The sequence below is a fragment of the Filifactor alocis ATCC 35896 genome (genome assembly GCF_000163895.2).
GTDB lineage: Bacteria > Bacillota > Clostridia > Peptostreptococcales > Filifactoraceae > Filifactor > Filifactor alocis.
On the sequence record NC_016630.1, the window covers coordinates 342,643 to 364,690 of the forward strand.

The 22,048-nt window shown below is 32.4% G+C and carries 25 protein-coding genes; all 25 read right to left on the reverse strand.

Annotated features, from left to right (window positions below; translation table 11 throughout):
• Positions 1-259 precede the first annotated feature (259 nt).
• Positions 260-2,440 carry a polyribonucleotide nucleotidyltransferase gene (locus HMPREF0389_RS01495; protein ID WP_014261973.1) on the reverse strand — a complete coding sequence of 727 codons (2,181 nt, stop codon included), beginning with the start codon at positions 2,438-2,440 and terminating at the stop codon, positions 260-262.
• Positions 2,441-2,589: 149 nt separating this feature from the next.
• Positions 2,590-2,853 carry a 30S ribosomal protein S15 gene (rpsO, locus tag HMPREF0389_RS01500; protein ID WP_014261974.1) on the reverse strand — a complete coding sequence of 88 codons (264 nt, stop codon included), beginning with the start codon at positions 2,851-2,853 and terminating at the stop codon, positions 2,590-2,592.
• A gap of 261 nt (positions 2,854-3,114) precedes the next feature.
• Positions 3,115-4,047, reverse strand: coding sequence for a bifunctional riboflavin kinase/FAD synthetase (locus HMPREF0389_RS01505; protein WP_083799659.1), 933 nt, complete (start codon positions 4,045-4,047; stop codon positions 3,115-3,117).
• A 52-nt stretch (positions 4,048-4,099) separates the two neighbouring features.
• Complete coding sequence (gene truB / locus HMPREF0389_RS01510; RefSeq protein ID WP_014261976.1) at positions 4,100-4,996, reverse strand: tRNA pseudouridine(55) synthase TruB; 897 nt, start codon at positions 4,994-4,996, stop codon at positions 4,100-4,102.
• Positions 4,993-5,952 carry a DHH family phosphoesterase gene (locus HMPREF0389_RS01515; RefSeq protein WP_014261977.1) on the reverse strand — a complete coding sequence of 320 codons (960 nt, stop codon included), beginning with the start codon at positions 5,950-5,952 and terminating at the stop codon, positions 4,993-4,995. Before HMPREF0389_RS01515 ends, truB begins: the two co-directional genes overlap by 4 nt.
• Positions 5,953-5,964: 12 nt before the next feature.
• Positions 5,965-6,330: a 30S ribosome-binding factor RbfA gene (gene rbfA / locus HMPREF0389_RS01520; protein ID WP_014261978.1), complete on the reverse strand. Its 366-nt coding sequence runs from the start codon at positions 6,328-6,330 to the stop codon at positions 5,965-5,967.
• 12 nt (positions 6,331-6,342) lie between these two features.
• Positions 6,343-8,622 carry a translation initiation factor IF-2 gene (gene infB, locus HMPREF0389_RS01525; protein WP_014261979.1) on the reverse strand — a complete coding sequence of 760 codons (2,280 nt, stop codon included), beginning with the start codon at positions 8,620-8,622 and terminating at the stop codon, positions 6,343-6,345.
• Positions 8,600-8,929: a L7Ae/L30e/S12e/Gadd45 family ribosomal protein gene (locus tag HMPREF0389_RS01530; RefSeq protein WP_014261980.1), complete on the reverse strand. Its 330-nt coding sequence runs from the start codon at positions 8,927-8,929 to the stop codon at positions 8,600-8,602. The genes infB and HMPREF0389_RS01530 overlap by 23 nt, the downstream gene beginning before the upstream one ends.
• A complete protein-coding gene (gene rnpM, locus HMPREF0389_RS01535; RefSeq protein ID WP_014261981.1) occupies positions 8,919-9,206 on the reverse strand; it encodes an RNase P modulator RnpM in 288 nt (95 codons plus the stop codon). The genes HMPREF0389_RS01530 and rnpM overlap by 11 nt, the downstream gene beginning before the upstream one ends.
• 44 nt (positions 9,207-9,250) lie before the next feature.
• On the reverse strand, positions 9,251-10,489 hold the full coding sequence (gene nusA / locus HMPREF0389_RS01540; RefSeq protein ID WP_014261982.1) for a transcription termination factor NusA: 1,239 nt from the start codon (positions 10,487-10,489) through the stop codon (positions 9,251-9,253).
• Positions 10,490-10,513: 24 nt separating this feature from the next.
• Positions 10,514-10,972, reverse strand: coding sequence for a ribosome maturation factor RimP (locus tag HMPREF0389_RS01545; RefSeq protein ID WP_014261983.1), 459 nt, complete (start codon positions 10,970-10,972; stop codon positions 10,514-10,516).
• 235 nt (positions 10,973-11,207) lie between these two features.
• Positions 11,208-11,792 (reverse strand): prepilin-type N-terminal cleavage/methylation domain-containing protein, encoded by a 585-nt coding sequence (locus HMPREF0389_RS01550; protein ID WP_014261984.1) that lies wholly within the window; start codon positions 11,790-11,792, stop codon positions 11,208-11,210.
• Entirely contained in the window at positions 11,776-12,264 is a 489-nt protein-coding gene (locus tag HMPREF0389_RS01555; protein ID WP_014261985.1) for a prepilin-type N-terminal cleavage/methylation domain-containing protein, read from the reverse strand. Before HMPREF0389_RS01555 ends, HMPREF0389_RS01550 begins: the two co-directional genes overlap by 17 nt.
• On the reverse strand, positions 12,264-12,878 hold the full coding sequence (locus HMPREF0389_RS01560; protein ID WP_014261986.1) for a hypothetical protein: 615 nt from the start codon (positions 12,876-12,878) through the stop codon (positions 12,264-12,266). The genes HMPREF0389_RS01555 and HMPREF0389_RS01560 overlap by 1 nt, the downstream gene beginning before the upstream one ends.
• Positions 12,875-13,201 carry a type II secretion system protein gene (locus HMPREF0389_RS01565; RefSeq protein WP_014261987.1) on the reverse strand — a complete coding sequence of 109 codons (327 nt, stop codon included), beginning with the start codon at positions 13,199-13,201 and terminating at the stop codon, positions 12,875-12,877. The genes HMPREF0389_RS01560 and HMPREF0389_RS01565 overlap by 4 nt, the downstream gene beginning before the upstream one ends.
• 29 nt (positions 13,202-13,230) lie before the next feature.
• Positions 13,231-13,665 (reverse strand): hypothetical protein, encoded by a 435-nt coding sequence (locus HMPREF0389_RS01570; protein ID WP_041250746.1) that lies wholly within the window; start codon positions 13,663-13,665, stop codon positions 13,231-13,233.
• Positions 13,665-14,072 (reverse strand): hypothetical protein, encoded by a 408-nt coding sequence (locus HMPREF0389_RS01575; protein WP_014261989.1) that lies wholly within the window; start codon positions 14,070-14,072, stop codon positions 13,665-13,667. Before HMPREF0389_RS01575 ends, HMPREF0389_RS01570 begins: the two co-directional genes overlap by 1 nt.
• Before the next feature lie 12 nt (positions 14,073-14,084).
• On the reverse strand, positions 14,085-15,191 hold the full coding sequence (locus HMPREF0389_RS01580) for a type II secretion system F family protein (protein ID WP_014261990.1): 1,107 nt from the start codon (positions 15,189-15,191) through the stop codon (positions 14,085-14,087).
• Positions 15,188-16,636, reverse strand: a complete 1,449-nt coding sequence (locus HMPREF0389_RS01585; RefSeq protein ID WP_014261991.1) for a GspE/PulE family protein — start codon at positions 16,634-16,636, stop codon at positions 15,188-15,190. The genes HMPREF0389_RS01580 and HMPREF0389_RS01585 overlap by 4 nt, the downstream gene beginning before the upstream one ends.
• A 12-nt stretch (positions 16,637-16,648) precedes the next feature.
• Positions 16,649-18,451 carry a DEAD/DEAH box helicase gene (locus tag HMPREF0389_RS01590; protein ID WP_169308501.1) on the reverse strand — a complete coding sequence of 601 codons (1,803 nt, stop codon included), beginning with the start codon at positions 18,449-18,451 and terminating at the stop codon, positions 16,649-16,651.
• Between the two features lie 56 nt (positions 18,452-18,507).
• Complete coding sequence (gene nrdR / locus HMPREF0389_RS01595; protein ID WP_014261993.1) at positions 18,508-18,972, reverse strand: transcriptional regulator NrdR; 465 nt, start codon at positions 18,970-18,972, stop codon at positions 18,508-18,510.
• Positions 18,973-19,039: 67 nt separating this feature from the next.
• Complete coding sequence (gene ftsZ / locus HMPREF0389_RS01600; RefSeq protein WP_014261994.1) at positions 19,040-20,134, reverse strand: cell division protein FtsZ; 1,095 nt, start codon at positions 20,132-20,134, stop codon at positions 19,040-19,042.
• Between the two features lie 126 nt (positions 20,135-20,260).
• Entirely contained in the window at positions 20,261-20,602 is a 342-nt protein-coding gene (locus HMPREF0389_RS01605; protein WP_014261995.1) for a small basic family protein, read from the reverse strand.
• A 16-nt stretch (positions 20,603-20,618) separates the two neighbouring features.
• A complete protein-coding gene (locus tag HMPREF0389_RS01610) occupies positions 20,619-21,305 on the reverse strand; it encodes a DUF881 domain-containing protein (protein ID WP_014261996.1) in 687 nt (228 codons plus the stop codon).
• Positions 21,306-21,310: 5 nt separating this feature from the next.
• Positions 21,311-22,045 carry a DUF881 domain-containing protein gene (locus HMPREF0389_RS01615; RefSeq protein WP_014261997.1) on the reverse strand — a complete coding sequence of 245 codons (735 nt, stop codon included), beginning with the start codon at positions 22,043-22,045 and terminating at the stop codon, positions 21,311-21,313.
• Positions 22,046-22,048: the final 3 nt, after the last annotated feature.

Sequence of the window (22,048 nt, forward strand, 5' to 3'; positions counted from 1 at the left end):
CCTTGGTTATATCTTCCGACAAATTGACTCCTATCAAAAACCATATTAGGCACCAAGAAATAGGCTATTTGTCGTGTATGATAAATAATACCTTACTATGATACTTGAATTTTAATATAAAATCAAGTACTTTTTTATACAATATTGCATTTTATCGTTAAAACCAATCTTTGGTAAGTTCTAAAATGAAATTAGCCACCTAAATGGAATTAGATAACAAAAAAACATCTTTAAGCGATATAATTAAATTTCAAACAACCTATTTTCTTTTGTCTCTTTGAGAAGAATCAAATTTTCTTCTGTTTCCATTTCTTTGACTCTTTTTATCTTTTTCAGAAACATAATCAATTGGTTCTCCGACATCTCGCTGCATTACAGCTCTTCTAGACAAATTCATTCTGCCTTGATCATCTATTTCCATCAACATAACTTCGACTTCATCACCCACACTCCATAAAGAAGAAATATCATCTGTTCTTTGAATATCTGCTTGAGAAATATGAATCAGACCCTCTTTACCGGGCATAAATTCTGCAAATGCACCGAAATCCATTAAACGAGTGACTTTTGCACGATAAATTTTTCCAACTTCGGGCTCTTCTACTATCTCTTCTATCATTTGTTTTGCCAACTTACCTTTATCTCTTTCAACTGCAAGAATAAAGATATTTCCATCTTGTTCGATATCGATCTTAGCACCTGTTTCATCAATAATTTTATTAATTACCTTTCCGCCTGTACCAATAACTTCTCTAATCTTCTCCGGATCAATTTTCATTTGAAGAACCATTGGTGCATATTGAGAGATTTCAGGTCTTGGTGAAGAGATTACTTCTCTCATTTTATTTAATATAAATAAACGACCTTGTCTCGCCTGTTCCAATGCTTTAGTTAAAATTTCTTCATCAATCCCTGAAATTTTAATGTCCATTTGGATAGCCGTAATCCCCTCTTCTGTTCCTGCTACCTTAAAATCCATATCTCCAAGAAAGTCTTCCATTCCTTGGATATCTGACAAAATTGCTAAGTGTTCGTCTTCTTTAATTAGTCCCATAGCAATCCCGGCAACCATTCGCTTCATTGGAACTCCGGCGTCTAACAGAGATAATGTACTGCCACATACACTGGCTTGTGATGTACTTCCGTTTGAACTCATAACTTCTGATACAACACGAATTGCATAGGCAAATTCTTCTTTGGAAGGCAACATAGGCAAAATTGCTCTTTCAGCCAACGCTCCATGTCCTATTTCTCTACGTCCTGGTCCTCTGGATGGTCTTGCTTCCCCTACACTATAAGCCGGAAAATTATAATGATGCATATATCTTTTTTCTATATTTTCATCCAATCCGTCTAATGTTTGCATTTCTCCTAAAGCTCCCAATGTGGTAACACTCATAACTTGAGTTTGTCCTCGAGTAAAAATAGCGCTCCCATGTGTTCTAGGTAATGTCCCTACTTCACAAGAAATAGGTCTGATTTCATCCATAGAACGGTTATCCGGTCTGATACGATCAACCAAAATAAGCTCTCTGATGCCTTCTTTGGTAATTTTATAAATTGTTTCTTCAACATCTTTTATATTTTCAGGATAAATTTCAGCAAAATGTTCCATAATTTCCTGTCTTGCTTTATCCATATTTTCCATTCTCTCAGTCTTATCTTTTGTAAGAATAGCAGCCTTCATTTTCTCTTTTCCATATTCTAAAACATGAGATTCAATTTGTTCATCTGCTTTGAATACTACATATTCCATTTTTTCTTTCCCGACTTCTTCGACAATAGTTTCTATAAAAGACACTATCTTTTTGATTTCTTCGTGTGCATATAGAATTGCTTCTAACATAGTTCTTTCAGTAACCTCATTAGCACCTGCCTCAACCATCATAATTGCATCTTTTGTTCCGGAAACTGTTAAATGTAAATCTGAAGCAGCTCTTTGGTCTACATCAGGATTTAAAATTAATTGTCCATCAATTAATCCTACTGCTACAGATCCGGTTGGTCCGTTAAAAGGGATGGAAGAAATAGAAAGAGCTATAGATGAACCAATCATAGCCAATACATCCGGAGTAACATCCGGTTCTACCGAAAGGACAGTTGCTACTACCTGTACATCGTTCCTAAATCCTTTTGGAAACAACGGTCTGATTGGGCGATCAATTAATCTGGAAGTTAAAATAGCCTTTTCAGAAGGTCTGCCTTCTCTCTTAATGAAGCCTCCCGGGATTTTTCCAACAGAATATAGTCTTTCTTCAAAATCTACACTTAGCGGAAAAAAATCAATCCCTTCTCGAGGTAAAGCTGAGTTTGTAGCTGTAACCAACACAACAGTATCTCCACAACTTACCAAACATGCCCCATTCGCCAATTCGGCAACCTTTCCTATTTCTATCTTAAGTTGTCTATTTCCCAATGGCATTTCAAAGATTTTACTCATTATAGTACTCCTTTTCAAAACAATTTTATTATCATCACTGTTATCAAAATAATTTTCAACAATAAAAAAGTCAAATAATTGCAATCACTTCTATTATTTTACAATACATTTAAAAAAAGAGCAGGACTAACCCTACTCTTTTTATCTCACTATTTTCTCAATCCTAATCGTTTAATTAGAGAGTTATATCTTTCCAAATCTTTTGATTTTAGATATTTAAGAAGATTTCTTCTTGTTCCTACCATTTTGAACAAACCTCTTCTTGAATGAGAATCTTTTGGATGCACTTTTAAATGGTCATTTAATTCCAAAATTCTTCCTGTCAAAACTGCAATTTGAACTTCCGGAGACCCTGTATCTCCTTCGTGTACCGCATACTCTTTAATAATTTCAGTCTTTCTTTCTGCTGTCATTTTATTTCCTCCTAAAATTTTTATACTCCACCAAGTTACAAAGAATACGTTGGAGTGTCGAATTCCTCGTAAAGGTGCTTGCAACTGTCTGTATGATACCACAAACTTGTAGTTTCGTAAATACTTTATTTAGTATTTATTAATTTGGTTTCTATGATTGTCAAACATATGTGACAAAAACATCCGTTTTAAATCTAAGCTATACTCTTAAAATATTTATAATTAATAAAATATGAATTCCAATATATCGTATTTTAAGATTTAATACTTTTCATCATGCTGTTTTCTAATCAATATTTCGTCTTTTGAAATTTGATTTTTCAGCTCCTCTAAGGAATTGAATTTCATCTCATCTCTAATTTTACTGATAAAACGCACTGTAATTTCTTCTCCATAAATTTCTTTTTCAAAATCCAAAATATGAACTTCTAACGAAATTCTATTATTTAACAAAGAGATAGTAGGATTATATCCTACACTTGTTGCGCCAATATAATGTTTACCATGATATTCAACTATTGTATTATATACTCCTAATGCAGGTAATACAGTATGTTCATCATAACTTATATTTGCTGTAGGAAATCCTAACTTTCTGCCATTTTCTTTTCCATGAATCACTTCTCCCGTAATAGCAAACATTCTTCCAAGATATTCCTTTGCTACATCTACTTTACCTTTTTTAATCAATTGTCTGATATATGAACTTGAAATCCGAACTCCATCCTCAAAAAACAAAGGAATAATTTCAACTGTCAATCCTAATTGACTCCCCACACTCTGAATACACTCAGCAGAACCTTCTCTACCTTTACCAAAATGAGCATCTTCTCCTAGTACAAGATATTTCGTGTGCAATTTATCAATCAGTATTTCTTGAATAAAATCATTTGTAGACATTCCCATAATCTCTTCATCGAAAGGAACACTTAAGATAGTATCTATTCCCAACTCTTTCAATTTTGCATCACGTTCTCTATTAGTAAATAACTTTTCAACTTTTTTTTTCAAAACATATTCTAACGGATGATTTTCATAAGTGAATACAACGCTTTTTAAATTTTTTTGCTTTGATATTTCTAATGTTCGTTCCATAAGCTTTAGATGACCACGATGTAATCCATCAAAATTTCCAATCGTAACAACAGTCTCTTCACTTATCGCGATTGAGTTCATATATGATTTAAATGACACTCAGAATACCTCCAATTTTTTTATATGTGAAATAGTCCCAGATATTATTCCACTATACAAACTTAATATTTTTTAAATACTTTTTACTATTACTTTCAAATATAGTTCCAATTCCCAAGAGCATATCTTCTTTTGAATATATACGATAAATTCCTGTTGTTAAATCAAAATTATTTAAAAAAACTGTTCCACCATTAAGATAAATCTTACTAAGCAAGTCGTCTAATGTATATTCTGGATAATGCAATAATATATTTTCTATGGGGATTATGATATTATTTTGATCTAAACTCTCCGTCTGTCCTTCTAATTCTTCCAGTGTTATACTATCCTGGATATAAAAATTTCCACTTTCTGTACGAATTAATAATGATAAGTATCCTATATTTCCTATTTCTGCAGCAATATCTACCGCTAAACTTCTTATATATGTTCCTGAGGAACAGATGATATCAAGCGAAAAGGAATCCACATCACATTCTAACAAATTAATGGAATGAATAAAAATATTCCTTTCCTTTATTTCAATTTCAGAAAGTTCCTGTCCCAATCTTGCTAATTCATATAGTCTCTTCCCATTCACTTTTATTGCACTGTATTTAGGAGGAATCTGAGAAATTTCTCCAATAAATTTCTGGATTGCTTGTAGCAACTGTTCTTTTTGGAAGGGAACAACCTTTCTTCTATCTGTTACCATTCCATAAGAATCCAGTGTATCTGTTTGTAAGCCCAAATTAACTTTAGCATAATACCTCTTTTTATCCTTTAATACAAAATCACTAAATTTAGTTGCTCTCCCTATGCATATAGGAAGAACTCCGGCAGCATTTGGATCTAACGTACCGGTATGACCTACTTTTTTTTGGCGAAGCAATCTTCTTACAATTGACACAACATCATGCGACGTCATCCCGGTTGGTTTTAAAATATTAATGAAGCCATCCATCATAAAACATACTCCCTTGCATTATTGATTACCGACTCCATAACATCTTCTAACAAACCGGCAAAACTACAACCTGCAGCATTCTTATGCCCACCACCACCATATTTTCTCGCAAATGAAGCAACATCCAAATCTCCTTTTGAACGAAGGGATAATTTAATCTCATTTATGTCTTTCTCTTTAAATAAAATTCCCATCCTCACTCCGTGAATATTGATGACATAATCAACCAAATTTTCTACATCATTGTAACAAATATGATGTCTTTCTAACATATCTTTTTTTAAATAAGCAGTCGCTAAAATTCCATCAACCTGTATCGTGGATAAAACTTCTGATAATAATTTAAGATAATTCTCATCTTGACTGCGAAAAATACAATCTACTATTGTTGTACGGTCTGCTCCCTTTTCTAATAAATCAGATGCAGCCATTAAAGTAGTACTGTCTGCACAGTCGTACATAAAATTTCCTGTATCGGTCAATATTCCTGCATATAGACATGTAGCAATATCTTTTGTCAAACACTGCGGATAATATTTTTTTAAATGATGGTATACTAACTCGCAAGTAGAAGACATATTTTCATCCACAAAATTATAATCTCCATACATTTCATTTTGTTCATGATGATCAATATTTATCACATGAGAGCTATTTTTAAAAATCTTGTCAGATATCTTCAGTCTGTCTATAACACCACAATCTAAACCGATAAAAACATATTCTTTTCCTTCCAGATAGCCCTCTATTTTTTCTGATGTCATTTGTTTGTCATAATCTCTAAGAAATGATAAGTTTTGTGGCAGTTTATCGTCTATTACATAATAAGCTTCTTTACCTAACTCTTGTAAAGCCAATTTAAATGCCAAAGAAGAAGATACATTATCTCCATCAGGGCCAATATGAGAACTAATTATAAAAAGTTTATTTTTTTCAATAATATCTCTAAAATCCATCTCTACAAACCCCTACTCTTCTGTGGAATTTTGGTTTAATTCACTTATCATCTTGGACATCTCTACACCATTTTCAATAGAGTGATCTAGTCTAAAAATAATTTCCGGAGTATATCTTAAATCTACCTGTCTTCCCACTTCTTTTCTGACATAACCGCTCGCTCTTTTCAAGCCATCTAAAATAGTTTCAGGGTTATCTCCAAGCACACTAATATAAATGTATGCATATTTTAAATCTCTGACAACCTCTACACTTGTTACAGAAATTAAACCTTTTGAATTTCTGATTTTTGTATCTTTAATCTCTCCTTCAAGGAGCATATTACCAACTACTTTTCTTATTTCTTCAGAAATTCTTCTTGTTCTATCATAAGACATTCTTTTCTCACCTTAGCCTTTTTTTATCTCTTTAATAATGTAATTTTCAATAATATCTCCTTCTTTTATATCATTATAATTGGTTAGGCCAATTCCACAATCATATCCTGCGGCTACTTCTTTAACATCGTCTTTGAATCTACGTAAGGAATCAATTTCTCCTTCGTAGATTACAATTCCATCTCTTACTAACCTTACTTTTGCATTTCTTTGAATTTTACCTTCCAATACATAAGAACCTGCAATCATACCAACCTTTGGCACTTTAAACGGCATTCTGACTTCTGCCTTGCCTAATTCTTCTTCTACAAATTCAGGAGAGAGCATTCCTTTCATAGCCTTTTCTACATCTTCTATCGCTTCATAAATAATACGATAGGTTCTCATATCTACCTTTTCTCGTTCAGCAATAGATACTGCCCCTGTAGCAGGTCTTACATTAAATCCAATAATAATAGCATTTGATGCTGATGCAAGCATTACATCTGATTCTGTAATTGCTCCTACACTTCCATGAATTACTTTTACCACTACTTCCTCATTACTAATTTTTTCAAACGACTTTTTAATCGCATCAATAGAACCTTGTACATCCGCTTTCACAATGATGTTTAATTCTTTCATTTCACCTGATTGCATTTTTTCGAACAAATCTTCTAATGAAATTTTTGAAGTCTGCTTCATATACTCTTCTCGTTTTCTCTCCTGTCTAGCAGTTCCCAAATCTCTTGCCTCTTTATCACTAGATACAGCAAAAAATTGGTCTCCTGCATCCGGGACGGAATTCAAACCTTGAATTTCAACCGCTGTAGACGGTCCGGCCTTTTTTATTCTTTTCCCTTTTGAATTAAGCATTGCTCTCACTCTACCATAGGCAGTTCCTGCAACAACAGGGTCACCTTCTTTCAGTGTTCCATTCTGAACAATTAAAGTTGCAACAGTTCCCCTACCCTTATCTAACTTAGACTCGACTACAGTTCCAATCGCTTTTCTATTTGGGTTTGCCCTTAATTCTTCCATTTCAGCAACCAATAGAACCATTTCTAACAAATCGTCAATATGTTCTCCTGTTTTTGCTGATACGGGAACATCAATTGTAGTTCCTCCCCACGACTCTACCAAAATTCCTTTTTCTGATAATTCTTGTCTAACACGATCTATATTGGCTGTAGGCTTATCAATTTTATTGATTGCTATAATCATTGGGACGCCAGCCGCCTTAACATGATCTATAGCTTCTATTGTCTGTGGCATAATTCCATCGTCCGCTGCAACAACAATAATAACAATATCTGTTACTTGAGCCCCTCTTGCTCTCATTTCAGTAAACGCCTCATGCCCGGGTGTGTCTAAAAATACAATTTTCTTTCCATTGATTACTACTTCGGAAGCTCCGATATGTTGTGTAATTCCACCTGCTTCACTATTCGTAACCTTGGTATTTCGAATGGTATCCAACAATGTAGTCTTCCCATGATCTACGTGTCCCATAACAGTTACAATCGGAGATCTGGGTTTTAAATCTTCTTCGCGGTCTTCTTCTATGACAAAATCCACAACTTCTTCTTCTTTTTCTTTTTGAACCAACATCACATCGTAATCAAGTGCAACTTTTTCTGCTGTTTCAAATTTAATTGTTTGATTGATATTTGCCATAATTCCCAGTTTCATAATACTCATAATAACATCCGTTGCAGGAACATTTAAAATTTGTGCCAAATCACCTACAACAATCGTATCATCTATTTCAAAAATGCCTTCATCTTGCTTTACTACTTCACTCATATCTTGTTTGGATTCCTTTTCTTTTTTATTGACATAATCATGTTTCTTCCCTTTAGATTTCTTCATCATTTTATCATTGTGATATCCTGATTGTTTTTCTTGAATAGGTGCTGATTTTACTTTTATCTTTTCATTCTTCTTTACTTTCTTTTTCATTTTTTTATTTTTTAAGCTATCTTCACCTTTGTTTTTATCTACAGCTTCGGGTTGTGAAATGATAGAAGGTTTTAACTTCTCTTTATTATCCTGTTTCTTTAATATCTTATCACTATCTTTTTCAGAATAGTTTTGATTAAGCTGCTTTTTTTTGCTTTGATTTACAGTTTTGTTTGTTTCTTTTTTTGAACTAGCATTGGACAGTGTTACTCGGATTTTATTGCTATCATCTGCTGTCAATGTACTCATATGACTCGCTACATTGATAGACAGTTTGACTGCTGTCTCGATTACCTTTTTTGATGATATATTCAACTCTTGAGCTAATTTATATACTCTTATTTTCTCCATAATTCTCTCCTCCTAACAACTCCATAATCGCTTTTGCAAAGCCCTTATCATTGATACAAATTGATACCCGTTCTTGTTCTCCAATGGCTTTACCGAGCTCGTCTCTACTAAAAATATCACATATTACAATCCCTCTATAATTTGCCTTATCCCTCAATCGCTTAGCTGTATTTCCCGAAGCATCTGAGGCAATAAATACAATTTTTGCTTTTTTTGATTTTATTTTTTCCAGTGTGATTTCTTCTCCCGAAAAAGCTTTACCACATTTTTTTGCGAATCCAATCAATGTAAGTACCTTATTCTTCATTGGCTTTCAACTCTTTTCTTAAAGTATCATAAACTTCTTCAGATACATCCATTTTGAATGTTTTATCTAACAATCTATTCTTATACATTTTTTCAAAACACTCCGGTTTAGAACAAAGATAAGCTCCTCGCCCATTCGCTTTTGAAGTCAAATCTAAAAAAATATCCCCTTGCTTTGTTTTTACTATCCTAAATAACAATCTTTTATCAGAATGATCTCCACAAACAATACATTTTCTTTGCGGAACTTTTTTTATCTTTCCAACGCCACTTGCCATCGATTTCCTCCTTACAATTGTAACTTAAAATCTATGACTCACGATTAAATATCGTTTCCATCATCAGTGTCACTATCATCCGAATCTTCTTGCGGAATAATCCAATTGTCTCTATTTTCCATTTGACTTGAAAAATCTCCATCATCCATGGTTTCTTGTAACGCTTGACTTTCACTCTTGATGTCAATCTTCCATCCCGTTAATTTAGCGGCCAATCTAGCATTCTGTCCTTCCTTACCAATTGCTAAAGATAATTGATAATCCGGAACAATCACTTTTGCTGTTTTTTCTTCCTCATTTACTGATACATCTACTACTTTTGATGGACTCAATGCATTTGAAATGTATTCAATCGGATTCTCATCATAATTTACAATATCAATTTTCTCTCCGTGTAATTCCTCTACAATATTTGCTACACGAATCCCTTTCCCGCCGACACAAGCGCCTATTGCATCCACAGACGGATCAACCGAACACACTGATAATTTTGTTCTGGATCCTGCTTCTCTTGCAATAGATTTAATTTGTACAATACCATCGCTGATTTCCGGTACTTCTCTCTCGAATAATCTTTTTACTAAACCCGGACGACTACGAGACACTAAAATTTGAGGAACATTATTGTGTTTCTTCACTTCCAAAATATATACAATAATTCTTTGCCCCACACTATATTCCTCGTACGGAATCTGCTCTTGAGAAATCATGGTTGCTTCTCCATAAATTGTGTGTCCCTTTTCAGAAACCAAACTTAAATTTAAATGGCAAGTATTATGTTTTCCGATTCTAACAACCTCTCCTATCATAATTTCACTTTCTCGATTAGAAAACTCATTATATATAATATCTCTTCCTGCCTCAGTAATTTTTTGAATAACCACTTGTCTTGCTGTCTGCGTTGCTATACGACCAAAGTTTCGTGGAGTAATCTCTTCTTGAACGATATCCCCTACTTTATAATTGATATCAATCTCTTGGGCTCCTTCTAAAGAAATTTCTCCCTCCAACAAGTCAATTTCTCTCTTATTCACCACTTCTTTTTTTGAAAATACCTTAATGTCTCCAGTTTCCCTATCAATAGAAACCTGAACATTATTTTTTTCTAATGATAATTTTTTTGGATCTTTTTCTACCAATGTATCGTTATAATTATTTTTTTCAACAAAATTTTTCTTATATGCCTTTACCAAAGCCATTTCCACCGCTTCTATTAAAATGTCTTTGCTAATTCCTTTTTCATCTTCCAATTGTTGAATTGCAGATATAAACTCAGCGTTCATCTTATCTTTCCTCCTAATAAATAACTAAAAGTCTACCTTTAACTTTATTGATGCAATATCTTTTTTTGATAAACAAAGTTGTTCATCTTCCGATTGAATGACTATATTCCCTGTTTCATCCAAACCAATCAGAACTCCGGATAATTCTTTTTGTCCATTCACAGGTTGATATAATTTTAATTCTATTTCTTTACCGGATTCTCTAATAAAATCTCTTTCTTTTTTTAATGCTCTGCCAAGTCCCGGAGTGGAAACTTCTAAAAAATATTGTTGTTGTATCGGATCTTTTTCATCTAATAGTTTATTTAAAACTCTTGTGATGTCTGAAATTTCATCAATATCTAAGCCACCGTCTTTATCTACAAAAACCCTCAGATAATAAAAAGCCCCCTCTTTTACATACTCAACATCTACCAATTCATACTTTTCATCCAACACACTCAAAAATAATTCTTCTATTTGAACAGCAATTCTTTTTGACATTTTAAGTGTTCACCTCCAAATTCAATATAAAAAATTTATAACAGTTAAAAGCATTTCATTCAAAACAAGCAAACCGTCCATGCTTTACTCAAATAAAACATCTGCATAAATCCCCAAACAACAAGGAGTGGGTTTGCCCACTCCTTGCCAAAAATCTTCTCTAATGATTCTTACAGTATAGCAAAGAATAAATTATTTATCAAGTATTACTGTTAAATCAACTACAATAAGTAAATCATTCTAATAAAGACACAAAAAAATGATACTTCTCTTCATAATTCTCTAAAATAATTCCTATCTCAAAATCTTTTTCAGATATTCTTTTAATCGTCATCTCTTTGACTCCATTTCCGATTTCATAGTGAAATTTTCCTATTACCTGACCACAATGTACATCCTTCCCGGATTTTATCTTATGAACACAAATTGGGTTTGTTGGTATATCTCTTCTTAAAAATATAAATGTGTTAACCTCGTAAAACTTACTAACATTGCCGAATCCTATATTATAATTTTCACTTCCATCGTCTAACTGAGATAATTTGATACACTTTATCGAAATCTCAGAAGTTGGAATTTCCACAATTGTTTTTCCATCCGTTGTTAAAACTTCATCTATGGAAACAGATTTTGAAAACTGAGATTCAATAATTCCTGCTATCATATCTTGATCCAAAAATATCTTGTCTTTATTTATGTTAGAATTTACATATTTTTGAGTAGAGATAACAAATTGTAGTAAATATTGAACAATAAGTACAGAAATAGTTATCACAATCAACACTTCTATCAGTATGTATCCTCTATCCTTTTTCTTCAATGATTAACACCCTTCCACTTATTGGAACTATCGTCATTTTAAAAAATACTTTAGATTTCTGGTTAGAACCTATGTAAACAGACATAATTCCATTCTTCTCAAACGCATGATGGTGATTGTATCCTATACACATATCATTAATTGGAACAAGACTATTTTTATCTTTCCCGGAATAGAGTATAACATGATTAGATAAACCACCTTCATAAATAGACTGATTCGCGGCATCTCTTACACTGTAACAGTATTTTTCTTCAGAATCTTTTTTAATATATAATCTGATTATTTGTCCGGATGAACAAGAATATTTTCTGCAATACTCACACACATACTTTAACTGATAAGCATCACTACGTTCCTTGATGTAGTTTGTAGTAGAAAAAGATATACGATATGTGGCAATAGAAACTATAATTGCAATTACAATAACAATTTCAATCAAAGAAAATCCCCTTCGTTTCAATTTTATCACTATTCCTTTTTAATAAAATTAACTCCTCCGTTTTTTATAAAAGAATCCCAATCTACCTGTTTTGAAACAGACTTATCTTTTTCCAATTTAATATCAGGACACTCTACATTTACCATACCGAAAAAATAAAATGTACTTTCCAATCTTCTTCCGTTTCCTCTATACAAAAAGCACATCACATTCTTTGAATCTCCGGCAGAATCTACATACTCCACTTTTTTGACTTTATACAACTCTACATACAGTCTTGATAAATGTAATGCTTCTTTCCAATCTTTGGTATCAAACATCCCTTTTGTATAATAAGTAGAATTATAAAACCTATATTCCATGTCATTGATGACATCTTCTTCAGATGAATTTTGCATAGAACCTACTCTCTCATAACATGTATCTGCCATATGTCTCCACTGTTCATCAACAACACACTTTGTATAGCTACACAACAAAACCTGGATACTTCTTTGATCCAAATCTTTTTGCACGCGAAAAGAGTCTAAATTCACAAATCTTCTTTTCAATGTAATCGATGCAGTAATCAAACTTACGGAAACCACAATAGTTGTCATAATCATAATGGTAGAAATCAAAATGCTCCCCTTACGAATCCTCATGGCACCTCCACACTTTCAACAAAAAATAATTTCTCTGTATTATCTCGATCTGAATAATCCACTTCTATAACCTTTACAGGAATACTGAAACTGCCTGTTCTTAGTTCCATATGCTTAATGTCTTTTTTGATATCCTCTAAAAAAACATTCCCATCAGCGTATAGTTGCTTATCAAGCTTATCTTTATGATTTCTATGTTGATGCATAGACTTATCAAATTGTTGATTAATATTTAAAATTTTTATAACAGTAAAAGACATCATGATACATATAAAAATAGACACCATCAATTCAAGTAATACTACTCCTTTTCTTTTTTTCACAGTATCCTCCTAATTACCAAGATAACTTTTTATCCTTTATTTTTAATTAAAATTTCTATTGTTGTATTCAAATACTGACTATCTTCAAGAGAAGAATTGATTGATAAAATCTTATATTTGCCGTTATTCCATTCAGAGGATTCCAATAGCTTTTGCAGTTGAATTTTTGAACATTGTAATTCTAAAGATAATTGAATTGATTCATTTTGTGTCATGCTAAAGTTTCTGTTTAAAATAACAATACCTTCTTTTTTCATAATTTCATCTAATTGAAACAACCAATATTCTATATCTCTATCATCTTGTTTTCCTTTTTCTGCTGACAAATCATACTTCGAAAGCTGATGTTCCATCTCCATCCTTGATAATTGATAAGAATGAATACTTTTGATGTTTGGAATGATTACCCATAAAATATCCACAACTACAAAGACAATAAAAAATATAATATATTTTTTCTTCATCACTTCACCGTCAATACCAAACTATTCCACTTCCCTTTTCCCTCTCCTCGTGAAATATAGCTCGTGTACCCTTTCTTGTTCAAAGCTTTTCTCATTTTATCAAAGTCTTTATTTTCAGATATATTCATTTCAACATCAACAACATCTTCCTTTGAACGAAACCCTATTACGTTGAACTCATCTATATTCGAAAGAATAATAATCAATTTTTCAGAATCCACAAATATATCAGTATCTCCTTCTGATATCAAATCATTTTTAGATTTCATCTCATAAATAGACTTTACCTCATCTAATCTTTCTCTTTCTTTCGTATATCTGTACTCCAAAAAAACGCTGATGGCAGAAAGTAGAATTAATATCAAAATCATACCCTTAGATATTTCTTGCATAATAAACTTTTTCACATCATGCCCTCCTTACATATACACTTCCGTCACATTCATCAAAGGAATGATAGAAAATGCTACAATTCCAACCAATAGTCCTAAACACAATATCATCACAGGTTGTCCATAGTCCGATATTTTTGAAATCATTTTTTCCGAATCTCTTTTGTACAAAAAACACAGCGCATGAATGTTCTCGCGAAGTCCTCCCGACTCTTCTCCCTGCCGTATATATGAGATATCATTTACAGAAAACAACTCCGGATATTCTGAAATTGCATCAGCAACAGATTTTCCTCGTTCTATCAAAAAAATCATTTCTGAAAAAACTTTCTTCAAATATCTGTTCTGTTCTGTTTCCTCTATTATTTTCAAAGATTCTTTTATTGCAATTCCACCATCTAACATGCATGATATCCTCCACAAAAAATCTTTTTGAAAAAACAATCTTTTGATCTTACGAATCAAAGGAACTCGAAATTGTATCTTTCCATAATAATCATGCCAATAATCTGTTTCGCAAAATTTCATGATTCCATATATACTCCACATACACACCACCCATAGGAAAGCTCTATGATTTTTTTGAATGGTATATACAATATTAAAATATTTCAAGCTGGAAGGAAGAGGAATATTGGAATCACTATATATCTCTAATAAACTCGGAAAAACATTATTAAATGTAAATAAGAACAACAAAGCAATATTACACAATACTATCGTTGGATAAATGGATATCTTTAACAATTCTTCCTTCATCATTTCTCGATTTTGATAATATTTGTATACATTCTCCAGAGCATCAGGAATATTACCGGTTTCTTCTCCAATATGTATTGTTGCAAACACAAATTCATCACCAATTCCACGATTTTTTAAGGAATGACTCAAAGAAATTCCCTGTACAATATCGTCCTTCACTTGGGTCAATCTCTGTTCTTTCGGAAATTCATTCTTTAGAATTGTTAGTGTTCTGAGCAAAGGAATGTTTCTGTTTGTAAAACTATACAACAAATAAAAAATCTCTTTCCTCTCCCTATCTTTTAACTCTTTTTTTATAAAAACATCAAACTTCTCCTTATCCTTGAGTGTAATTTCTGTAAACAGTCGACTATATATAGATTTCAATATCAATCAACATCATCTCCTTCGCAAAAACATATCGCATCTTCAAGAGACATATCTCCATTCCAAAAAAGCTGTTTTACTTGTTTAAAAACACTTAAATCTTTTCTTGATTTAAGATGACCACTTTGTAAAATTTCATTCTTCATCTCATCATCCACAAAAATGACCTGAAATATCGGTCTTTGTCTATCGTAACCGGTATATTGACAACGCTCACATCCCCTTCTGGCGTAAATATTATCTCCTAGATGTAACGAGAGTTCTTCAATATCATTTCCAAAATACTCTTCCTGCTCTTTACATGCCGGACACAATATTCTCACGAGTCTTTGATTAACAACAAGTCCTAATGACATTGATAATACCTGTGAGTTGATTCCTATGCTGACCATTCTATCAATTGCACTTTGAGCACTTTTCGTATGCAATGTACTAATCACAAAATGTCCTGTTAAACTACTTTGTATTGCCGTATTACATGTTTCAAAGTCCCGTATTTCTCCTATTGCCAAAACATCAGGATCTTGTCTAAGCATAGCTCTTAACGCTTCCAAAAATCCATATTCACTTTCTTTACAAACTTGAACTTGAGTAATTCCTTCTATCGCATATTCCACGGGATCTTCTAAACTAATGATATGTTTTTCTCCATCATGTATGGTGTTTAGACAACATCGCATGGTTGTACTTTTCCCGCTGCTCGTCGGTCCTGTTATCAATAAAAATCCACTGTCTCTTTTTAGAAAAGAATTCAATTTAACTTGATCTTCCACTCTCATTTCCAGCTCATCTATTTCAAATGGCACACTATTTTGATTCAATAAACGCAAATGAATTTTTTCATTATCTACAACCGGAACTACAGACACACGAATATCCACTTGAATATTTTCTGCATCATAATTAAAAATAATTTTACCGTCTCGAGGATTTCTATTCTTTGAAATATCAATAGATGCTTTTACCTTAATTGCTCGAATAAAATCATCTGATATTTCTTTATCCAAAATGCAAAATGTCTTCAATGCACCTCTTACTCTAAATCTTACCAACAATCCCAACTTAGATTGAAAAAAATGAATATCCGTGGCATTCATATCCAGCGCACAACACAATATCAAGTCTAATAACTTCAAGATATCTCCATTTTCTAAAACATGATTTAGTTGCACATCCATCAAATTATTTGACTGCACCAAAGTATAATAGGTGACAATACATCTTGAAATTAAAATATCATTTGCCTCTTTCCAAATAATATCTGTAATTCCTTTTTCAGATAGATACTGCTTCATTCTTTGCTTGTTTTCCTCTGAATAATTTTCATTATGTAAAATAGAAATCATATTTTTCGATAAATCAAAGGGAAATATATGATTCCGTTCTGCAACAATTTCTTCAATATAATCTGTTGCATCCAAGTTCTTAACTTCAAACATTTTTGAATTCAATTAACATCACCTTTATTCTTCTAACTTAAAAAAACTTTCCCTTATCATCTGACTCCAACGATTCTTATTCAAATCAGATTCTCTATCTTCTATAAATAAGTATAATCTTTCTAAACTTCGATTTAAAATAGTATAAATAATGTTAAATTCTTGCAAAAAAATTTGTTCTTCTAAAATATGTTTCCGAAAAGACAATTCAACACTTTCCAGTTCTAAAAAAAACACAACACTAAATTCTAAATTTGAAACAGTATATACGTTAGATAAGGTAACACCAATCTTATTCGTCATATTGGTCATCTCATCCGTTGCAATTAAAAATGGAATATCCTGCTCCTTCAGCATATTCTTAATCAAAAATTGATAAAAAACATAATTGTTACCTTTCATCTTTTTAGAATTAAAAGGATAGACAATACAAATATCTGAGTAGCGATACCCTTGCTCCAAACACATGGTAATTTGTTTACAAATAATCCTAAGGCTATCATTAATATCTTTTGTCAAAAAATATCCTGACAAACCAACATTTTTTATCTTGGTATATCCCTTTTTAGCATATTCTTCTAATCCCATACCGTAATATTTTTCAACATAATCTCTTGCTTGATCAATAAATGTGTTAATTGAATTGTTTATATTGGTACATGCTCTATAATTTGTTTTCAAATAAATAATTTCATCAAAATCTACCTGATCAATATCTTTCCAAATAGATTTTCTTGAATTTCGAATATCTTTTGACTTGTCCTGTGAAACAATAAAAAAACTCTTTTTTGTATAAATACTCCCTAACAAAAAATCAATCTCTATATCAGAAAAATTTTCGGATTCATCCAAAAATATTCCGCGATAAATACGTTTGTTTTTATAAATCTGAGATATTTTCTTAAATATCTTCAAAAATTCTGTATCAAAAGTCTTAAATCCTTTGCTTATTGGCATATTAAGTCCGTATGGTTTCCCGAGTTGCAAAATGTACTGATGAAAATTGATGATTTTTAAATTATCAATTTTCAAGTTTTTCATTTCCAGTATCCCTTTTAATTTATTTACCAATTGCTTATTAAAAGTAATATAGATAAATTCATCATTCGGGAATAATTTCGATAACTTTATCGCTCTGTTAAATAAAATCGTTGTTTTGCCTGTTCCGGAAGAACCTTCTATTAAAGTCCTTCCATATTTTATGGAATTGATATGTTTTATCTCCACAGAATCCATAAATATCGCCTTATACTCATGATTTCTATAAAAATAGTTAATATCGCTCAAATTACCTTTTCCGCTTCTTAAATCCGTAGATTTTTTAAAAATGTAATAATCTTTCATCATAGTCAATTGAAAACAATTTATTTCTTCTTCAGAAAAAGTACAACTTAAATAGTTGTCAAATAATTCTTCACTATTAATTAATCGTTCAAAAATGTATTTATCAATAATATATCGTCTTTTATCTTCCAACCCAAATTCTGCTAAATCTACATATGGCATGATATAGTAGTATGGGATTTCAAAAGAAATGTTGTTACAATTCAAAGTATCTTTAGCTTTTTGTATCTCCTCTTCCATTATCTCTAAGAGCTCTTCCGAAAGAATAGAAAACGTATCTTCGTTTGTGTCCATAAAGCGAAATAAACCTACACGTCCCTCATGGATATAGATAAAATCACTATATACATACGGAAAGGAAACTACCTTAGTAAAACCATATCCTTTCAATTTATCTGACATATATCGGTAGAATTCTTTCTCACTGTTTCTAACCTTCAACGCATCTACATCTGATACACTACTCATTGTAAATAACTTCAATGTCACCATTCCTTTTCTTTCAAACAATTCTTTTATCTGATAAACGCCATCTATAACTACTTATTCTCTTTTTCCTGTAATATATGCTCTAACTCTTTTTGAAAAGAATTCAAATCCTTAAACTCTCTATACACAGAAGCAAAACGTACATAGGCTACGTCATCCAGATCTTTTAAATGATTCATAACCATTTCTCCAATCAACTCACTTTTAACCTCTCTCTTCATAGAATGAAATAAACTTCGTTCCACATCGTTTACAATCTCTTCCATTTGTTCAAACGATACAGGTCTCTTTTGACAAGATTGAACAATCCCTCTTAACACTTTCTCTCTGTCAAAATATTCTCTTGTCTTATCTTTTTTCTCAACGATTAGAATAATTTCCTCTATCTTTTCATAAGTTGTAAAGCGACGTTTACATACTTCACACTCTCTTCTTCTTCTAATTGCATTATTTTCATCTGTATGTCTGGAATCTACAACTTTAGAATCAACTGAATTGCAAAACGGACATTTCATATTTTCCCTCCAAATGAATTTTTTATATGACAAAAAAAGGAGAAACATTCTCCTTTTTTTAAAAACACTATTTTTTCCCCTTCATCCAATCAGGAATTTTAAACACTTGCGGTTCCGTAAATGTATCTACTAACTCCACATTCTGTTTCTTATCTGATTCTTTTCCTTTAGAAAATACTTCTTTCGAAATCATTTCCACATCATCGTCAAATCCTGTAGCTATTACAGTAATCACAATTTTATCATCTTCATCATCACTATAAGCTGTTCCGATGATAGTCTCAACATCCTCTCTCTCAACGTTCTCGGTAATAAACTGGGAAGCTTCTTGAAATTCACTAACCGTGAAAGAATCTTTAGGTGCTGTAACATTCAACAACAATGCCTTTGCGCCCTTAACCGTTGTCTCAAGTAAAGGACTAAATATCGCCTGCTTAGCAGCTTCTAATGCACGATTCTCTCCCTTTGCGCTACCAATCCCCATGTGAGCAATCCCTTTGTTTACCATGGTATTTCTAACATCGGCAAAATCAACATTGATAATTCCCGGAACTTTGATAATATCTGTAATTCCTCTAACTCCTTGCTTCAAAACTTGATTAGCCATTTCAAAAGCATCATCCAAACGAGTATCTTTAGCACTCATTTCTAAAATTTTATCATTTGGAATGACAATCAAAGTGTCTACATTTTCTTCTAATTCTTTAATGCCTTTTTCTGCTTTACGCAGTTTTTGCATTCCTTCCATGAAAAAAGGTTTGGTCACAATTCCCACTGTAAGAATTCCCATTTCTTTAGCGACATTTGCAATGACCGGCGCAGCTCCCGTCCCGGTTCCACCACCCATCCCGGCAGTAATAAATACCATATCCGTTCCTGCAAGTTCCGACTTAATTTCTTCAATTGTCTCTTCAGCTGCTTTTCTTCCGATTTCCGGATCAGCTCCGGCTCCTAATCCTCTAGTTAACTTCGTACCAATCTGTAATTTGGTAGTTGCTTCAGATTTATACAGTGCCTGTGCATCAGTGTTGACAGTGATATACTCTACACCGACGATACCTGCTTGTATCATTCGATTAACAGCATTTCCCCCGCCGCCACCGACTCCAATTACCTTTATAACCTCACTATTTACATTATCTTTCATATCTAATTGTACCATCTTATTTCACGGCCTCCTCAAGAATAGAAGTCTAATCTATAAACTTTATTACCTATCACTTTATCTTAAAATATGGACATAGTCAATACTTTTCATATTTCTTTTCCACTTTATTCTTATAATTTTTTAATGATTTTTTAATCTTTTTAGAATTAATCTTCTAATCACTGCAAAATTCTCAAATAATCTGCCCCCAAACACTAAAATAGGCGCATAATACAATGGTACTCCCATTCTATCTCCAAGATAAGATAAAAAAGATGCTAAGATTCCGTTTGACAAAAAACCTGTCACAAAAATTTCGTTATCATATTTTTCTTCCATTGATGCTCTCACAGCTCCAAATATAGAATCTATCGCTGCCAAAATCCCTACAGAAATATATAAAGAATAACTATCAGGATATGTAAATGGTAAATATTTTCCTACAATCACACCCAATAAAATTCCAATCACAGCCCAAACCATTAGTTACAACCTCCTTTTATTCCTTTTCGAATGCCCCGATTTCAACAAAATCCTTTATCTCCGTCTTTAATCTGATATGATACAATTGTTGCAAAATATCACCATATGAATCCGGAGAGAGGACTGCTGCTTCTAATTGTTTCGGATCTCCTATTGCCTTTATAATGAAAGGCTGACCATAAGTAGTTCCGTTGATGGTAATTGTAGCGCCACTACACTTTATTTCGCTTCTTGCAACAATTCTTTGTCCATTGACAGACAATGCTTCTGCTCCCGCCACTTTCAAATCATTCAATAAAATTAATATGTCTTGATCATGTATTAATAAATTATTCGGATTCTCTCCATCTCCAGCTTCCTCTTCGCTGTCCATCAACTCTATGATAACACCTTTCCCTTGTAATTTTTGATATCCGGCTTGCATTTTTCTACGTAATAGTATCTCGTTTAGCAGCTCAGAAGATTTCTCTGGCTTTTTTATGTTTAGAAAAGCATGCAGCTCTTTCTGTTTTTCTTCTTTTAACTGATGCAAGTGTGTTAATTCCTCTGTTTCTATACTAAGATCATCTTCCATAACCTTAATGCTTTTCAAACTTGTGTAGAGGTATTGATCTTCTATTATTCTAATTTGAGCCACAATCACCATTGTTAAAAAGAACGAAAAAAACAGTATTAAATTATTCTTCAAGCTTTTTATTTGCATACAAATCACTCTTTAACAGTTTCTGCATAATTATATTCTATCAACCCCGTATATCTCGGTATTTCAATAGATTCGTTTTTCCTTACCTGGGCTTCAATTCCATAATAATTTCTCATTTCCCAAAGAATGCCATATCTAAAATTCATTGCTGCTTCCAAGGTATCCATATCACCAATGGCTTTAATAACAACCGGCATTTTTATAACAGTATTATTCATTTTAAGTTGCCCTTCTACAACTTCAAGATGACTCGTTAGGACATACCTTTCTTCATTCAATGAAATCGCTTCAGCTCCAGCCGCATTTAATTTATTGATAATTGCCAAAATTAATTCATAATTGGTCAATAAAGCAGAATTATTTTGTCCTATAGATTCTGTCAGCTCTATTTCAACACCTGAACCGAATACCTTTTTATAACCAATAATTTTTTCATACTTATCAATTTCTTCTTTTAGACTTTGTTCAACATCTTCACCACTCTTATCGCTTTCTTTCAATTCAATAAGTTGTTGCTCTAATTCTGTCAGTTCCGCTTCTAAGGATTCTCTTTTTTGCTTTAAATTTTTCAGTTCTATCTGAAGCATCCTAATTCTCTGTGAAGTAGTAGTAGAACCTGTGTATTTTTCTGCAATATTTATTTGCATTGCCACTCCGATTCCAATAATGACACTAAAGAAAAAAAGAATATAACGACTCACTGTTTTGCTGTTTTTTAATCGATCAATATTATTCTTCATCGT

Excerpts from the sequence above, each read along its gene's own strand:
- rbfA (WP_014261978.1), bottom strand. The coding sequence starts at position 6,330 with ATGTCTTATGATAGAACAAGAAGAATTTCTGAAGAAATAAGAAAAGTA.
- HMPREF0389_RS01615 (WP_014261997.1), bottom strand. The coding sequence starts at position 22,045 with ATGAAGAATAATATTGATCGATTAAAAAACAGCAAAACAGTGAGTCGT.
- nusA (WP_014261982.1), bottom strand. The coding sequence starts at position 10,489 with ATGAACGCTGAGTTTATATCTGCAATTCAACAATTGGAAGATGAAAAA.
- rnpM (WP_014261981.1), bottom strand. The coding sequence starts at position 9,206 with ATGGCAAGTGGCGTTGGAAAGATAAAAAAAGTTCCGCAAAGAAAATGT.
- infB (WP_014261979.1), bottom strand. The coding sequence starts at position 8,622 with ATGGAGAAAATAAGAGTATATAAATTAGCTCAAGAGTTGAATATATCA.
- nrdR (WP_014261993.1), bottom strand. The coding sequence starts at position 18,972 with ATGAAATGTCCGTTTTGCAATTCAGTTGATTCTAAAGTTGTAGATTCC.
- ftsZ (WP_014261994.1), bottom strand. The coding sequence starts at position 20,134 with ATGGTACAATTAGATATGAAAGATAATGTAAATAGTGAGGTTATAAAG.
- truB (WP_014261976.1), bottom strand. The coding sequence starts at position 4,996 with ATGATGGATGGCTTCATTAATATTTTAAAACCAACCGGGATGACGTCG.
- HMPREF0389_RS01610 (WP_014261996.1), bottom strand. The coding sequence starts at position 21,305 with ATGCAAATAAAAAGCTTGAAGAATAATTTAATACTGTTTTTTTCGTTC.
- HMPREF0389_RS01605 (WP_014261995.1), bottom strand. The coding sequence starts at position 20,602 with ATGGTTTGGGCTGTGATTGGAATTTTATTGGGTGTGATTGTAGGAAAA.
- HMPREF0389_RS01570 (WP_041250746.1), bottom strand. The coding sequence starts at position 13,665 with ATGAAGAAAAAATATATTATATTTTTTATTGTCTTTGTAGTTGTGGAT.
- HMPREF0389_RS01515 (WP_014261977.1), bottom strand. The coding sequence starts at position 5,952 with ATGGATTTTAGAGATATTATTGAAAAAAATAAACTTTTTATAATTAGT.
- HMPREF0389_RS01560 (WP_014261986.1), bottom strand. The coding sequence starts at position 12,878 with ATGAGGATTCGTAAGGGGAGCATTTTGATTTCTACCATTATGATTATG.
- HMPREF0389_RS01530 (WP_014261980.1), bottom strand. The coding sequence starts at position 8,929 with ATGAAGAATAAGGTACTTACATTGATTGGATTCGCAAAAAAATGTGGT.
- HMPREF0389_RS01545 (WP_014261983.1), bottom strand. The coding sequence starts at position 10,972 with ATGTCAAAAAGAATTGCTGTTCAAATAGAAGAATTATTTTTGAGTGTG.
- HMPREF0389_RS01495 (WP_014261973.1), bottom strand. The coding sequence starts at position 2,440 with ATGAGTAAAATCTTTGAAATGCCATTGGGAAATAGACAACTTAAGATA.
- rpsO (WP_014261974.1), bottom strand. The coding sequence starts at position 2,853 with ATGACAGCAGAAAGAAAGACTGAAATTATTAAAGAGTATGCGGTACAC.